Source organism: Enterobacter sp. (assembly GCF_977039595.1).
Window position 1 is genome coordinate 52,119 of the sequence record NZ_CDRQYH010000002.1, and the last position, 14,940, is coordinate 67,058.

Sequence of the window (14,940 nt, forward strand, 5' to 3'; positions counted from 1 at the left end):
AAAAAGGCGACCGGTTAAGTGGTCGCCTTTCTTGCCCGGTAAGCACTAGCGCCACCGGGCTTTTTAACATTACTGCTGCTGCGAAGACTGGATAGCCGTCAGCGCGATGGTGTAAACGATATCGTCTACCAGTGCGCCACGAGACAGGTCGTTCACAGGTTTGCGCATGCCCTGCAGCATCGGCCCGATGGAGATCAGGTCGGCAGAACGCTGGACCGCTTTGTAGGTGGTGTTACCGGTGTTCAGATCCGGGAAGATGAACACGGTAGCGCGGCCTGCAACCGGCGAGTTCGGCGCTTTAGATTTCGCAACGTCAGCCATAACCGCGGCGTCGTACTGCAGCGGGCCGTCGATCATCAGATCAGGACGTTTTTCCTGCGCAATACGGGTCGCTTCACGCACTTTTTCTACGTCGCTACCTGCACCTGAGGTGCCGGTGGAGTAGGAGAGCATCGCTACGCGCGGTTCGATACCAAAGGCAATCGCAGAGTCCGCGGACTGGATAGCGATTTCGGCCAGCTGTTCTGCGGTTGGATCCGGGTTGATCGCGCAGTCGCCGTAAACGTAAACCTGTTCAGGCAGCAGCATGAAGAACACGGAAGAAACCAGAGAGCTGCCTGGCGCGGTTTTGATCAGCTGCAGCGGTGGACGGATGGTGTTCGCTGTGGTGTGAACCGCACCGGAAACCAGACCGTCGACTTCGTCCTGCTCCAGCATCAGCGTGCCCAGCACTACGTTGTCTTCCAGCTGCTCGCGCGCAACGGCTTCGGTCATGCCCTTGCTCTTACGCAGCTCAACCAGACGGGCAACGTAGCTTTCGCGAACCACTTCTGGGTCAACGATTTCAATGCCAGCGCCCAGCTCAACGCCCTGAGAGGCCGCTACGCGGTTAATCTCATCCGGGTTACCCAGCAGCACACAGGTCGCGATGCCGCGCTCTGCACAGATAGCCGCTGCTTTAACGGTACGTGGTTCATCGCCTTCTGGCAGAACAACGCGTTTGCCCGCTTTGCGCGCCAGCTCGGTCAGCTGGTAACGGAATGCTGGAGGAGACAGACGACGGCTGCGCTCGGAGGTCGCGGTCAGGGATTCGATCCAGTCTGCGTTGATGTAGCCCGCAACGTATTCCTGAACTTTCTCGATACGCTCGTGGTCATCAACCGGCACTTCCAGGTTGAAGCTCTGCAGGCTCAGGGAGGTCTGCCAGGTGTTGGTGTTCACCATGAAGACCGGCAGACCGGTGGCGAACGCGCGTTCGCACAGCTTGCTGACGCGCGGGTCCATCTCGTAGGCACCGGTCAGCAGGATCGCACCGATTTCCACGCCGTTCATCGCGGCCAGGCAGGCTGCAACCAGCACGTCAGGACGGTCTGCGGAGGTCACCAGCAGGGAACCTGCGCGGAAGTGTTCCAGCATGTGCGGAATGCTACGCGCACAGAAGGTCACGGACTTCACGCGGCGGGTGTTGATGTCGCCTTCGTTAACGATGGTGGCGTTCAGGTGACGCGCCATGTCGATTGCACGGGTGGCAATCAGATCGAAGCTCCATGGCACCGCGCCCAGAACTGGAAGCGGGCTGGATTCCTGCAGCTTAGCCGGGTCAACTTTGATGACTTTCGCTTTGGAAGAGTCGTCGAAGATCTCGGACAGGTCAGGGCGAGTACGGCCCTGCTCATCCACTGGCGCGTTCAGCTTGTTGACGATCACGCCGGTGATGTTGGTGTTTTTCGCGCCGCCGAAGCTGCTGCGCGTCAGCTCGATACGCTCGTTCAGCTGCTCTGGGGTGTCGGTGCCCTGAGACATCACGAAAACGATCTCTGCGTTCAGGGTTTTCGCGATTTCGAAGTTCAGAGACTGCGCAAACTGGTGTTTGCGGGTTGGCACCAGACCTTCAACCAGCACCACTTCCGCGTCTTGCGCGTTAGCATGGTAGTTGGCGATGATCTCTTCCATCAGCACGTCTTTCTGGTTGCTGGAGAGCAGAGACTCAACGTGGCTCATCTTCAGCGGTTCGGCCGCCGGCAGATTGGAGTTCTTGCGAACGATGGTGGTGGTCTGGTCTGGCGCATCGCCACCGGCACGTGGCTGGGCAATTGGCTTAAAGACGCTCAGACGAACGCCTTTGCGTTCCATAGCACGGATAACGCCAAGGCTGACGCTGGTCAGGCCGACGCTGGTTCCGGTAGGGATCAGCATAATAGTACGGGACACGGTTTATCCTCTTTCGTTACCGCCGCAATTGGGCGGGTTACAAAACAGCACCGCCAGCATTGCTGGCGGTGTGGAATCAGGCAGTCAGGCGGTGCGCGTCTTGCGCAATAACCAGCTCTTCGTTAGTTGGGATTACGAGAGCAGGGCGGGTGCCTTCTTTGTTGATGAAGCCAGACTTGCCGAAGCGGGCAGCCAGGTTACGCTCGTGATCAACCTCAAAGCCCAGAACGCCCAGTTTGCCCAGGGACAGTTCACGAACCATTGCCGCGTTCTCACCGATACCACCGGTGAAGATAACCGCGTCCAGACGGCCTTCCATCAGCGCAGTGTAAGAGCCGATGTACTTCGCCAGACGGTGGCAGTAAACGTCCATTGCACGTTTAGCGTCTTCTTTCTCTGCGTAGTTGTCTTCAACGTAACGGCAGTCGCTAGTGACTTCGGTCAGACCCAGCAGACCAGACTCTTTGGTCAGCATTTTGTTGATCTGGTCAACGCTCATGCCCAGGGTGTCATGCAGGTGGAAGATGATTGCCGGGTCGATGTCACCGGAACGGGTACCCATCACCAGACCTTCCAGCGGGGTCAGACCCATGGAAGTATCAACACATTTACCGTTGCGGATAGCCGAAACAGAACCACCGTTGCCCAGGTGGCAGGTGATGATGTTCAGTTCTTCAACCGGCTTGTTCAGGACTTTTGCGGCTTCCTGAGTCACATAGAAGTGGCTGGTGCCGTGCGCGCCGTAACGACGTACTCCATGTTCTTTGTACAGGCTGTATGGCAGGGCATAGAGGTAAGACTCTTCCGGCATGGTCTGATGGAACGCGGTGTCGAACACGGCCACGTTTTTGTCTTTCAGATTCGGGAAGGATTTCAGTGCTTCAGCGATACCGATCAGGTGAGCTGGGTTGTGCAGCGGTGCGAAGGACGCAGAGTCCTTGATGCCCTGGATCACAGATTCGTCGATCACCACGGAGCTGGTGTATTTTTCGCCGCCGTGGACGATACGGTGACCAATCGCAGTCAGCTGAGCAGACAGTTCTGGTTTTTGTGCCAGAATAGTGTTAACGATAAAGTTCAGCGCTTCACTGTGAGCGGCGCCTGCACCTAAAGCCGCTTCTTGTTTGCTGCCGTCCATCTTCCACTTGATGCGTGCTTCAGGCAGATGGAAACATTCGGCCAAACCAGAGAGGTATTCGTCACCGTTGAGCGCATCGATGATGGCGAATTTCAGTGAGGAGCTACCGCAGTTCAGAACCAGTACTAACTTACTCGACATGGAAGTACCTATTATTGATACGTGGCTAAAAAAACGTCAGTGAGTCTAACAGCGTAACGCATGATGACTCGGACATTTATGATTAACATCATGCCAAACGAACATTGTGGCATGATGGAAGAAATAACTATGATTTTATGCCATTTTGCACAATTTTCAGCCAATGGCATAATATGCAATAATTTGACGAGCTAATGATTCTCGTCTATGGCCCTATCAGGCTGGCACAGGATACCCGATACGGGGTAGAGATGACAAAATATTTTGAACGTTGTCATAGCTTGTTGTGGTTTTGCACGAAAATTTTAATTTTTATATGTGAAGTTGAGGTACAGCCATGTCGACACCAGAGAACCCGTCCGTAAATTTCTTCAGTCTGTTTCGTCGGGGACAGCATTATGCAAAGACGTGGCCAATGGAAAAGCGCCTTGCGCCGATGTTTATTGAGAATCGCACCATCCGCGCCACGCGTTATGCGATTCGCTTTATGCCGCCTGTCGCTGTCTTTACGCTGTGCTGGCAGATTGCGCTGGGTGGGCAGCTTGGACCCGCCGTCGCCACGGCGCTCTTCGCATTAAGCCTGCCGATGCAGGGCCTGTGGTGGTTAGGTAAACGGTCCATCACGCCACTTCCACCTTCTATTTTACACTGGTTTTATGAAGTGCGCGGTAAGCTTGAAGAGGCCGGGCAGGCGCTCGCCCCGGTTGAAGGCAAGCCGGATTACCAGGCGCTGGCGGACACGTTAAAGCGTGCTTTTAAGCAACTGGATAAAACATTCCTCGATGATTTGTGATTGATCATCGAAACGACGACGAAAAGAAGGCACAGTAACAATCAGTTACCGTGTCTTTTTTTTAAGTGCAATGCGCTACAGGAGTCGAAAGATGGAAATGACCCATGCTCAACGTCTGATTTTGTCTAACCAGTACAAGATGATGACTATGCTTGATCCCGATAACGCTGCGCGCTACAGCCGCCTGCAAACCATCGTCGAACGCGGCTTTGGTTTGCAAATGCGTGAACTGGACCGCGAGTTTGGCGAGCTGAAAGAAGAAACCTGCCGCATCGTGATCGACATTATGGAGATGTATCACGCTCTGCACGTGTCCTGGACGAATCTCAAAGATCGGCAGTCCATTGACGAGCGCCGCGTGACCTTTTTAGGCTTTGATGCCGCAACGGAAGCGCGTTATCTGAGCTATGTTCGTTTTATGGTGAATACGGAAGGGCGTTATACCCACTTTGACGCGGGCACCCACGGCTTCAACGCGCAGACCCCGATGTGGGATAAGTATCAGCGCATGCTGAGCGCGTGGCATGCCTGTCCGCGTCAGTACCATTTAAGCAGCAACGAAATTCAACAAATCATTAATGCCTGACGGAGGTGCGTGTGCAGTGTAGAGGTTTTCTGTTTGATCTGGACGGTACGCTGGTGGACTCGCTGCCGGTTGTGGAGCGTTCATGGTGCCATTGGGCTGACAGACATGGCATCGACCATCAGGACGTGTTGAATTTTATCCATGGCAAACAGGCCATTACCTCGCTACGGCACTTCCTGGCCGGACGCACTGAGGACGAAATTCAGGCGGAGTTCAAATACCTGGAGCATATTGAAGCCACCGATACTGACGGCATCACCGCATTACCAGGCGCGCGCGAACTGCTTGAGCATTTGAACGAGGCGCAGATCCCGTGGGCTATCGTCACCTCCGGTTCCGTACCGGTTGCCCACGCCCGACACAAGGCGGCAGGGTTGCCGACGCCTGACGTGTTTATTACGGCGGAGCGCGTGAAGCGGGGTAAACCGGAACCTGATGCATTTTTACTGGGCGCTGAACTGCTGGGCCTCGACCCGGCAGAGTGCGTGGTGGTGGAAGATGCGGCGGCTGGCGTACTGGCCGGGCTGAACGCAGGGAGCCACGTCATCGCCGTTAACGTTCCGGCGGGATCTCCCCGCCTGGAGGAGGCAGATTTGGTGCTCGATTCACTGACGGCACTGGCTGTTTCGAAAGCCTCTGATGGTGTTGTAACCCTCTCGCTAAAAATGTAAACCCATGATATAGCCCCACGCTGATGGGGCTTTTTTATGGCAAAATTTCTCATCTCCCACTGACAAGGACATGTTGTGAACGGTGAACTGATTTGGGTCCTGAGCCTGCTTTTAATCGCCATCCTTCTTTTTGCAACGGGCAAGGTACGCATGGACGCCGTCGCCTTGTTTGTCATCGTCGCGTTTGTGCTGAGCGGTACGCTCACGCTGCCGGAAGCCTTCTCCGGGTTTAGCGATCCCAACGTTATCCTGATTGCAGCCCTGTTTATTATTGGTGATGGGCTGGTGCGCACCGGCGTGGCGACCATTGTGGGGTCGTGGCTAGTGAAAGTGGCGGGCAGCAGCGAAACCAAAATGCTGATCTACCTGATGGTGACCGTCGCCGGACTGGGGGCGTTTATGAGCTCCACGGGCGTGGTCGCCATCTTTATCCCGGTGGTGCTGAGCGTTTCCATGCGGATGCAGAGCTCGCCGTCGCGCCTGATGATGCCCCTGAGTTTCGCCGGTTTGATCAGCGGAATGATGACGCTGGTGGCAACGCCGCCGAACCTGGTCGTCAACAGCGAGCTGATCCGGGAAGGATTTGAGGGCTTCAGTTTTTTCAGCGTCACCCCGCTTGGGCTGGTTATTCTTGTAATGGGCGTGGTCTACATGCTGCTGACCCGTTTTGCCCTTAAAGGTGAAAAACAGGACAAAAATAAAGAAGGATGGAAGCGACGCACCTTCCGCGATTTGATTAAAGAGTACCGCCTTACCGGGCGCGCGCGCCGTCTGGCTATTCGCCCCGGATCGCCGATGGTTGGGCAGCGGCTTGATGATCTGAAACTGCGTGAGCGCTATGGCGCGAATGTGATTGGCGTAGAGCGCTGGCGACGTTTTCGTCGAGTGATCGTTAACGTCAACGGGGTGTCGGAATTCCGCGCGCGTGACGTCCTGCTGATTGATATGTCCACCGCGGACGTGGATCTGCGCGATTTTTGCAGCGAACAGCTGCTGGAACCTATGGTGCTTCGCGGGGAGTATTTCTCCGATCAGGCGCTGGATGTCGGCATGGCCGAGGTATCGCTAATCCCGGAGTCGGAACTGTTAGGTAAAACCGTGCGGGAAATGGGATTCCGTACCCGCTATGGCCTTAACGTCGTGGGGCTGAAGCGCGATGGAGTGGCGATGGAAGGGGCGGTAGTCGATGAGCCGATCCTGCTGGGCGACATCTTCCTGGTTGTCGGTAACTGGAAGCTGATAAGCCAGCTCGGGCAAAAAGGGCGTGATTTTGTGGTGCTCAACATGCCTGTTGAGGAGAGCGACGCGTCGCCTGCGCACAGCCAGGCACCTCACGCTATTTTTTGTCTGGTGCTGATGGTGGCGCTGATGCTGACCGATGAAATTCCCAATCCGGTCGCGGCAATCATCGCCTGCCTGTTGATGGGTAAATTCCGCTGTATTGACGCCGAAAGCGCCTATAAAGCCGTTCACTGGCCGAGCATTATTCTCATCGTCGGGATGATGCCTTTCGCCCTGGCGTTGCAAAAAACCGGTGGCGTGGATCTGATCGTTAAAGGCTTAATGGACGTTGGCGGCGGGTATGGGCCGTACATGATGATGGTCTGTTTATTTATCATGTGCGCCACCATCGGTCTGTTTATCTCGAATACCGCGACGGCGGTACTGATGGCGCCTATCGCGCTGGCGATGGCAAAGTCCATGGGCGTATCGCCGTACCCGTTTGCGATGATGGTGGCGATGGCCGCTTCCGCGGCATTTATGACGCCGGTCTCTTCACCGGTGAACACGCTGGTGCTCGGGCCCGGGAACTATAAGTTCAGCGATTTCGTGAAGCTGGGCGTGCCGTTCACCGTGCTGGTGATGGTGGTGTGCGTGGTATTGATACCGGTCCTGTTCCCGTTTTAAGCGTGAGTGCAGAAACGTAGGCCGGGTAAGGCGAAGCCGCCACCCGGCGAAAAATTACAACGGCGAATCCTGACTGATCTCATCCAACGATAAATGGAAGCTCGGTACGAACACCTGCATAAAATAATCCATCTCTTCGCTGCGGCGGGATTCCAGCGTTTTTTCCAGGCGCGTTTTTGCCAGTAAAAATTCGTTATTCCCTGCGGACAACTCTTCGAGACACTTCAGATAGGCGCAGAGCGCGTCGGCCTGTTTGACCAGCGACTTTTCATCTTCCGTGTACTGATGCTCATCGATGAGCGGCTCAAAGATGTCGCGCAACTCATCCGGCACCATGTCGATCAGCTTCTGCTGGGCAATCTTCTCGATGGCCTTATATTCCTGCGCAATTTGCGAGTTGAAATATTTCACCGGAGTAGGCAGGTCGCCGGTCAGCACTTCTGACGCATCGTGGTACATCGCCAGCAGGGCGATGCGCTCTGCATTGACCTGACCGTTGAATTTGCGGTTTTTAATGGCGGCCAGCGCGTGAGCGACCATGGCAACCTGCAGGCTGTGCTCTGACACGTTCTCTGTGCGCACGTTGCGCATCAGCGGCCAGCGGTTGATGAGTTTCAGGCGGGAGAGGTGGGCAAAGAAATGACTCTGACTCATAGGATACCTTTTGTCTTCACTGCGACAGGCGTTCATTGTGCGGGGAGGGGAGGGAAGATGCAAATCAGGCTACCGAAGTAGCCTGATTTTAAGATTACTGATGGTAACCAGAGAGGAAGCGACCAAAGCGGCTGATGGCCATTTCGAGGTCATCTTCGCGCGGCAGCGTCACGATGCGCACATGATCCGGCCACGGCCAGTTAAACGCCGTGCCCTGGACCAGCAGCACTTTTTCCTGCAGCAGGAAATCAAGCACCATTTTCTGATCATCGTGAATATTGAAGCGCTTCGCGTCAATTTTCGGGAACATATAGAGCGCCCCATTCGGCTTCACGCAGGAAACCCCCGGAATATCGTTGATCAGCTCCCACGCGCGGTTACGCTGTTCGTACAGGCGACCACCGGGCACGATAAACTCGCTAATGCTCTGATAACCACCCAGCGCCGTCTGGATTGCGTGCTGTGCCGGAACGTTGGCGCATAAACGCATGGAAGCCAGCATCTCCAGCCCTTCAATATAGCCTTTGGCGTGCTTTTTCGGACCGTTCAGTACCATCCAGCCCTGACGGAAACCGGCCACGCGGTAGGTTTTGGACAGGCCGTTAAAGGTGACGGTGAGCAGGTCCGGGGCCAGCGCGGCGATTGAGTGGTGCTGCGCCGCGTCGTACAGAATCTTGTCGTAAATTTCGTCGGCGAAGATGATCAGGTTGTGCTGGCGGGCGAGCTCGACTATCTCCATCAGCAGCTCTTTTGAGTAGACCGCGCCCGTCGGGTTGTTCGGGTTAATAATGACGATACCGCGCGTGCGGGGCGTAATTTTTGCACGAATATCATCGAGGTCAGGGAACCAGTCGGAGGACTCGTCGCAAAGATAGTGCACGGCCTTACCGCTGGACAGGGATACTGCAGCCGTCCACAGCGGATAGTCCGGTGCGGGAACCAGCATTTCGTCCCCGCTGTTCAGCAGTGCCTGCATCGCCTGCACGATCAGTTCGGAGACGCCGTTGCCAATATAAATATCTTCAACGGTAACATCACGCATGCCGCGTGCCTGGTAATGCTGCATGATGGCCTTACGTGCGGAGTAAAGTCCTTTTGAATCGCAATAGCCTTGTGCAGTAGGAAGGTTGCGGATCACATCAACCAGAATTTCATCCGGCGCTTCAAAACCAAATGGCGCAGGGTTACCAATGTTGAGTTTCAGAACCTTGTTGCCCTCTTCTTCAAGGCGTTTTGCCTCTTTCAGAACCGGGCCGCGGATGTCATAACAGACGTTATCTAGCTTGCTGGATTTTTCGATAGGGGACATGAACCTTTAACCTTTTCGCTATTATTGCCGCTCCCTGCCGTGGAAGTCAGCACGGAATAATGTACTCCCCCCTCGCTTCGTTTTGAAGGGTGTGCAGTAGAAGATTTTGTGCCGGCAGCAAAAAATTGATAAATCTTTTTCGCTGCACATTCGCTTTTATACTGGCTTAAAGTTGCACTTACGGTACCAGGATGGGGCGAATGTGCTATTAATTTGTCAAAATACTGTATATTGTGCTGAATAAAATAAGTGGTGAGCCGGACGACGGTAGCAATCACCCTGAGTGACTTTTCGTAAATCCTGAATGCTTGAGGAATGTTCCTGTAAAAGCATAATGTGGCTAAAAGTTACTCATGTGAAATTAATGTTAAGTGCCATTAATGAATGGTCTTAATCTAAATTAAAATTTATTTATTATTAACCTATAAAATGCAACTTTAGTTAATTTTAATAAAATTAGTTTAGAAGCTTAACATTCTTCTTTAATCCTCAATATTGCAATAAGACTTATAAATAAAGTGGATTTGGGTTAAGATGTCTTACAGGAAAGCAGGGGGCAGATACACGGCTTTTGTATATCTGTAACTGATTTTCCGAATTAATTGATTGTTATTGTTGGAGTTATCTCTGGCTGGAATGTGTCGAACATCTCCTGCTACGTTGACAGCGCTGCGATAAAGATGGCAGAAAAGGTGTTATACCTTTAATGTAATTTACATAAACCTGCGAACATCTAAATATCCTGAACGTTTAAGAGAATAAAAATAACGTCATGAAACGTGCTTTCTGACTGTTGATATAAAGCAGCACAATAACTATCTGTCAGGCAGTCTGCCGGGCCGGGATGCGAGGGAAAACCTTCAGAGGGAATTGCTTAACTGTTACACACAGCTTCAACCCGGGCAGCTCCGCACGAGCAACCTGAAAGTGAATAGATATGATAAATGCAAATCGTCCGATAATGAATCTCGACCTCGATCTGCTGAGAACGTTTGTTGCGGTCGCCGATCTCAACACTTTTGCAGCAGCTGCTGCCGCCGTTTGCCGAACTCAGTCCGCCGTCAGCCAGCAAATGCAGCGGCTGGAGCAACTGGTTGGTAAAGAGCTTTTTGCGCGTCATGGGCGTAATAAGCTCTTAACGGAACACGGTATTCAGCTTCTGGGTTATGCCAGGAAAATTCTTCGCTTTAATGATGAAGCATGTATGTCATTAATGTTTAGCAACCTACAAGGGGTGCTAACGTTAGGCGCATCTGATGAGTCAGCGGATACAATATTGCCGTTTCTTCTCAACCGTATTAGTTCGGTTTATCCGAAGCTTGCACTGGACGTTAGCGTAAAGCGTAATGCTTTTATGGTTGAGATGTTAAATGAGAATAAAGTCGACCTGGTGGTGACTACGCATCGTCCCGGGCAGTTTGATTGCCTGACGCTGCGTACATCGCCTACGCACTGGTATTGCGCAGCCGAATACGTGCTGCAAAAAGGGGAACCGGTTCCGCTGGTCTTGCTTGATGATCCGAGCCCGTTCCGCGATATGGTGCTCACGGCGCTGAATGAGGCCAACATTCCGTGGCGTCTGGCGTATGTGGCTTCCACGTTGCCAGCGGTCCGTGCAGCCGTGAAGGCCGGTCTGGGTGTAACGGCGCGTCCGGTAGAGATGATGAGCCCCGATCTGCGCGTTCTGGGAAAATCCGATGGCCTGCCTGCGCTGCCGGATACGGAATATCTGCTCTGCCACAATTCGTCCAGCCATAACGAGCTGGCAAAGGTGGTGTTCGACGCGATGGAAAACTACCATAACCCGTGGCAGTTCGAGCGCGTTACCTCCGAAGGGGGGGATGATTCCCTGATCGTTGAAGGGGATTTTGAGTGATCGCCAGCTCAAAATTCTGGTAACAAAATGTAAGTGTAAAAAAAGGCCACTCGTGTGATTTTCGCATGCAGTGGCTTTTTTTTAGCAATAATATCCGCTTATAGCATATGGATTTTCAGGATACTCTCTATTTATCAATCAGCTAAATGATTTTGCTTACATATTGTCCGTTTTCCGTTCTAACTTCATCCATATCCCTCTCATGTTAAAAAAACAGGAAATATGTTGCCGTTTTCCTGGTTGAATTAACAAAAGCGTGTCACAGATCAAGAAAATACTCCTATTTGGGGGGAGGAATCGTTGGCAAATCCTGTCAAAATAGGAGGGTTATTTTTTTTACTTCCGAAACGGACACGATTCAACAACATACATTTGACGGAAAGTCATGCACCCACCAGGGTTAAAGGGCACCAAATGTTAATGAGAATCGCTCGATGTAATTTAATGTGAAGAAACCTTTGTTAAAGTTGACAATAGGTTATAGAAAGGAGTAAAAAACCCCATCATTTTGCTGTCTACGTCTCATTTCTGACAGTTAGTGTAAGGTTATTTGTTCCTCCCCATGAATCGATGTGATGCCCATCTGCCAGCAAGAGCAGTGTCGTTGGTATCACTTTTGATGAGTAAGCAATGAGTATGTCAACATCCACAGAAGTCATCGCTCATCACTGGGCATTCGCAATCTTTCTTATTGTAGCCATTGGCCTGTGCTGCCTGATGTTAGTCGGCGGCTGGTTCCTGGGCGGTCGCGCCCGTGCAAGGCACAAAAACACACCTTTCGAATCAGGTATTGATTCAGTAGGTTCCGCTCGCTTACGCCTGTCTGCCAAGTTCTATCTGGTAGCCATGTTCTTCGTCATCTTCGACGTGGAAGCGCTTTACCTTTTCGCATGGTCAACGTCCATCCGCGAAAGTGGTTGGGTGGGCTTTGTCGAGGCCGCAATTTTCATTTTAGTGCTACTGGCCGGTCTGGTTTATCTGGTGCGTATTGGCGCGCTTGACTGGACGCCTGCGCGTTCACGTCGTGAACACATCAACCCGGAAAACAGTATCTCTAATCGTCAGCAGTAACAGCGAGGCAATAAGATGGATTATACGCTCACCCGCATAGATCCTAACGGTGAGAATGACCGTTACCCCCTGCAAAAACAGGAGATCGTAACCGACCCCCTGGAGCAAGAAGTCAATAAAAGCGTGTACATGGGCAAACTCGAACATGCCATGCACGATATGGTCAACTGGGGTCGTAAGAACTCCATCTGGCCTTACAACTTTGGCCTTTCTTGCTGCTACGTTGAAATGGTGACGTCATTCACTGCGGTGCATGACGTTGCGCGTTTTGGGGCAGAGGTACTGCGTGCTTCCCCACGTCAGGCTGACCTGATGGTGGTAGCCGGTACGTGCTTTACCAAAATGGCACCTGTTATTCAGCGTCTTTATGACCAGATGCTGGAGCCTAAATGGGTTATCTCCATGGGGGCATGTGCTAACTCTGGCGGTATGTACGACATCTATTCCGTCGTACAGGGCGTAGATAAATTTATCCCAGTGGATGTGTACATCCCGGGTTGCCCGCCACGTCCGGAAGCTTACATGCAGGCATTAATGCTGCTGCAGGAGTCTATCGGTAAAGAACGTCGCCCACTGTCGTGGGTTGTTGGCGATCAGGGTGTGTATCGCGCGAACATGCAGTCTGAGCGCGAGCGTAAACGTGGTGAACGTATTGCCGTCACCAATCTGCGTACGCCTGACGAAATTTAAATTGCGCCTGTAGGCCTGGAGAACACCTTCGCATATCACTACTCAAATAGCGCGAAGCCAGGCTCAACAGTCACCACGGACCATTTGCAATGGTGAACAATATGACCGACTTAACCGCGCAAGAAGCCGCCTGGCAGACCCGGGATCATCTGGATGACCCAGTCATTGGCGAACTGCGCAACCGTTTTGGGCCGGATGCCTTTACTGTTCAGGCTACCCGCACCGGGGTACCCGTTGTTTGGGTGAAGCGTGAGCAATTGCTGGAAGTTGTCGATTTCCTCAAGAAATTGCCAAAACCATACGTCATGCTGTTTGACTTACACGGCATGGATGAACGTCTGCGTACCCACCGCCAGGGGCTCCCTGCTGCGGACTTTTCCGTTTTCTACCACCTGATCTCAATAGACCGTAATACGGATATCATGCTCAAGGTGGCATTGTCTGAAAACGACATGCATCTGCCGACAATCACCAAACTTTTCCCGAACGCGAACTGGTATGAGCGTGAAACCTGGGAAATGTTCGGCATGACCTTCGACGGCCACCCGCATCTGACTCGCATCATGATGCCGCAGACCTGGACCGGCCACCCGCTGCGTAAAGACTACCCGGCACGTGCAACCGAATTCGATCCGTTTGAGCTGACTAAAGCGAAGCAGGATCTGGAGATGGAAGCGCTGACCTTCAAACCGGAAGACTGGGGCATGAAGCGCGGTACCGACAACGAGGACTTCATGTTCCTTAACCTCGGTCCGAACCACCCGTCTGCGCACGGTGCATTCCGTATTATTCTTCAGCTTGATGGCGAAGAGATTGTCGACTGCGTTCCGGACATCGGCTACCACCACCGTGGTGCTGAGAAGATGGGCGAGCGTCAGTCCTGGCACAGCTACATTCCGTATACCGACCGTATCGAGTACCTTGGCGGCTGCGTCAACGAAATGCCATACGTGCTGGCCGTTGAGAAACTGGCGGGTATCGTTACGCCGGATCGCGTTAACGTGATTCGCGTTATGCTGTCAGAACTGTTCCGTATCAACAGCCACCTGCTGTACATCTCCACGTTCATTCAGGACGTCGGCGCGATGACCCCGGTCTTCTTCGCCTTTACCGACCGTCAGAAAATCTACGATCTGGTAGAAGCCATTACCGGTTTCCGTATGCACCCGGCCTGGTTCCGTATCGGCGGTGTGGCACACGATCTGCCTCGCGGCTGGGACCGTTTGCTGCGTGAGTTCCTCGACTGGATGCCAAAACGTCTGGCGTCTTATGAGAAAGCCGCGCTGCGTAACACCATCCTGAAAGGCCGTTCCCAGGGCGTTGCTGCCTACGGCGCGAAAGAAGCGCTGGAGTGGGGGACAACAGGTGCAGGTCTGCGTGCGACCGGTATTGATTTCGACGTGCGTAAAGCCCGTCCTTACTCTGGCTACGAGAACTTCGACTTTGAAGTCCCGGTGGGCGGCGGTGTTTCCGACTGCTACACCCGCGTGATGCTTAAAGTGGAAGAGCTGCGCCAGAGTCTGCGCATCCTTGAGCAGTGCCTCAACAACATGCCGGAAGGCCCGTTCAAGGCGGATCACCCGCTGACGACGCCACCGCCGAAAGAGCGCACGCTGCAACATATCGAAACCCTGATCACCCACTTCCTGCAGGTTTCCTGGGGGCCGGTCATGCCGGCGCAAGAATCCTTCCAGATGATTGAAGCGACCAAGGGTATTAACAGTTACTACCTGACCAGTGACGGCAGCACCATGAGCTACCGTACCCGCGTGCGTACGCCGAGCTTTGCGCACCTGCAGCAGATCCCGTCCGCCATCCGCGGCAGTCTGGTCTCTGACCTGATTGTGTATCTGGGTAGTATCGATTTTGTTATGTCAGATGTGGACCGCTAA

Annotated in this window: 12 protein-coding genes; 8 read left to right on the top strand and 4 right to left on the bottom strand. The window is 53.2% G+C overall.

Annotated features, from left to right (window positions below):
• Nucleotides 1-69: 69 nt before the first annotated feature.
• The gene (gene pta / locus ACWYRJ_RS01065; RefSeq protein ID WP_271368583.1) at nucleotides 70-2,211 is read right to left on the bottom strand and encodes a phosphate acetyltransferase; all 2,142 of its coding nucleotides are present in this window, start codon (nucleotides 2,209-2,211) and stop codon (nucleotides 70-72) included.
• Between the two features lie 76 nt (nucleotides 2,212-2,287).
• Nucleotides 2,288-3,490: an acetate kinase gene (gene ackA, locus ACWYRJ_RS01070; RefSeq protein ID WP_063145415.1), complete on the bottom strand. Its 1,203-nt coding sequence runs from the start codon at nucleotides 3,488-3,490 to the stop codon at nucleotides 2,288-2,290.
• A 337-nt stretch (nucleotides 3,491-3,827) separates the two neighbouring features.
• On the opposite strand from ackA, the gene yfbV reads away from it, so the two are divergent.
• The 4 genes from yfbV to ACWYRJ_RS01090 all read left to right on the top strand — a co-directional run bounded on the left by yfbV (nucleotide 3,828) and on the right by ACWYRJ_RS01090 (nucleotide 7,448).
• A complete protein-coding gene (gene yfbV / locus ACWYRJ_RS01075) occupies nucleotides 3,828-4,283 on the top strand; it encodes a terminus macrodomain insulation protein YfbV (RefSeq protein ID WP_023312543.1) in 456 nt (151 codons plus the stop codon).
• A gap of 91 nt (nucleotides 4,284-4,374) precedes the next feature.
• A complete protein-coding gene (locus ACWYRJ_RS01080) occupies nucleotides 4,375-4,869 on the top strand; it encodes a YfbU family protein (protein ID WP_023617380.1) in 495 nt (164 codons plus the stop codon).
• Between the two features lie 11 nt (nucleotides 4,870-4,880).
• A complete protein-coding gene (locus ACWYRJ_RS01085) occupies nucleotides 4,881-5,540 on the top strand; it encodes a sugar phosphatase (RefSeq protein WP_455507267.1) in 660 nt (219 codons plus the stop codon).
• Between the two features lie 75 nt (nucleotides 5,541-5,615).
• Nucleotides 5,616-7,448, top strand: coding sequence for an SLC13 family permease (locus ACWYRJ_RS01090; protein WP_115875896.1), 1,833 nt, complete (start codon nucleotides 5,616-5,618; stop codon nucleotides 7,446-7,448).
• A gap of 54 nt (nucleotides 7,449-7,502) precedes the next feature.
• Here the strand turns inward: ACWYRJ_RS01090 and yfbR are convergent, their stop codons facing one another.
• Both yfbR and alaA read right to left on the bottom strand, forming a co-directional pair.
• Nucleotides 7,503-8,102, bottom strand: coding sequence for a 5'-deoxynucleotidase (yfbR, locus tag ACWYRJ_RS01095; protein ID WP_010433329.1), 600 nt, complete (start codon nucleotides 8,100-8,102; stop codon nucleotides 7,503-7,505).
• A gap of 94 nt (nucleotides 8,103-8,196) precedes the next feature.
• Nucleotides 8,197-9,411 carry an alanine transaminase AlaA gene (gene alaA, locus ACWYRJ_RS01100; protein ID WP_008500204.1) on the bottom strand — a complete coding sequence of 405 codons (1,215 nt, stop codon included), beginning with the start codon at nucleotides 9,409-9,411 and terminating at the stop codon, nucleotides 8,197-8,199.
• A 937-nt stretch (nucleotides 9,412-10,348) separates the two neighbouring features.
• Between alaA and lrhA the strand changes: the two genes are divergently transcribed.
• The 4 genes from lrhA (at nucleotide 10,349) to nuoC (ending at nucleotide 14,940) form a co-directional block, all read left to right on the top strand.
• On the top strand, nucleotides 10,349-11,287 hold the full coding sequence (lrhA, locus tag ACWYRJ_RS01105) for a transcriptional regulator LrhA (protein ID WP_111965271.1): 939 nt from the start codon (nucleotides 10,349-10,351) through the stop codon (nucleotides 11,285-11,287).
• A 630-nt stretch (nucleotides 11,288-11,917) separates the two neighbouring features.
• On the top strand, nucleotides 11,918-12,358 hold the full coding sequence (gene nuoA, locus ACWYRJ_RS01110) for an NADH-quinone oxidoreductase subunit NuoA (RefSeq protein ID WP_014171000.1): 441 nt from the start codon (nucleotides 11,918-11,920) through the stop codon (nucleotides 12,356-12,358).
• A gap of 15 nt (nucleotides 12,359-12,373) precedes the next feature.
• On the top strand, nucleotides 12,374-13,048 hold the full coding sequence (gene nuoB / locus ACWYRJ_RS01115) for an NADH-quinone oxidoreductase subunit NuoB (RefSeq protein WP_003861482.1): 675 nt from the start codon (nucleotides 12,374-12,376) through the stop codon (nucleotides 13,046-13,048).
• An 89-nt stretch (nucleotides 13,049-13,137) separates the two neighbouring features.
• Nucleotides 13,138-14,940: an NADH-quinone oxidoreductase subunit C/D gene (gene nuoC / locus ACWYRJ_RS01120; RefSeq protein WP_023312537.1), complete on the top strand. Its 1,803-nt coding sequence runs from the start codon at nucleotides 13,138-13,140 to the stop codon at nucleotides 14,938-14,940.

Coding starts and splice junctions, on each gene's coding strand:
- yfbR (WP_010433329.1), bottom strand. CDS start 8,102: ATGAGTCAGAGTCATTTCTTTGCCCACCTCTCCCGCCTGAAACTCATC.
- nuoB (WP_003861482.1), top strand. CDS start 12,374: ATGGATTATACGCTCACCCGCATAGATCCTAACGGTGAGAATGACCGT.
- nuoA (WP_014171000.1), top strand. CDS start 11,918: ATGAGTATGTCAACATCCACAGAAGTCATCGCTCATCACTGGGCATTC.
- lrhA (WP_111965271.1), top strand. CDS start 10,349: ATGATAAATGCAAATCGTCCGATAATGAATCTCGACCTCGATCTGCTG.
- ACWYRJ_RS01080 (WP_023617380.1), top strand. CDS start 4,375: ATGGAAATGACCCATGCTCAACGTCTGATTTTGTCTAACCAGTACAAG.
- yfbV (WP_023312543.1), top strand. CDS start 3,828: ATGTCGACACCAGAGAACCCGTCCGTAAATTTCTTCAGTCTGTTTCGT.
- nuoC (WP_023312537.1), top strand. CDS start 13,138: ATGGTGAACAATATGACCGACTTAACCGCGCAAGAAGCCGCCTGGCAG.
- ackA (WP_063145415.1), bottom strand. CDS start 3,490: ATGTCGAGTAAGTTAGTACTGGTTCTGAACTGCGGTAGCTCCTCACTG.
- alaA (WP_008500204.1), bottom strand. CDS start 9,411: ATGTCCCCTATCGAAAAATCCAGCAAGCTAGATAACGTCTGTTATGAC.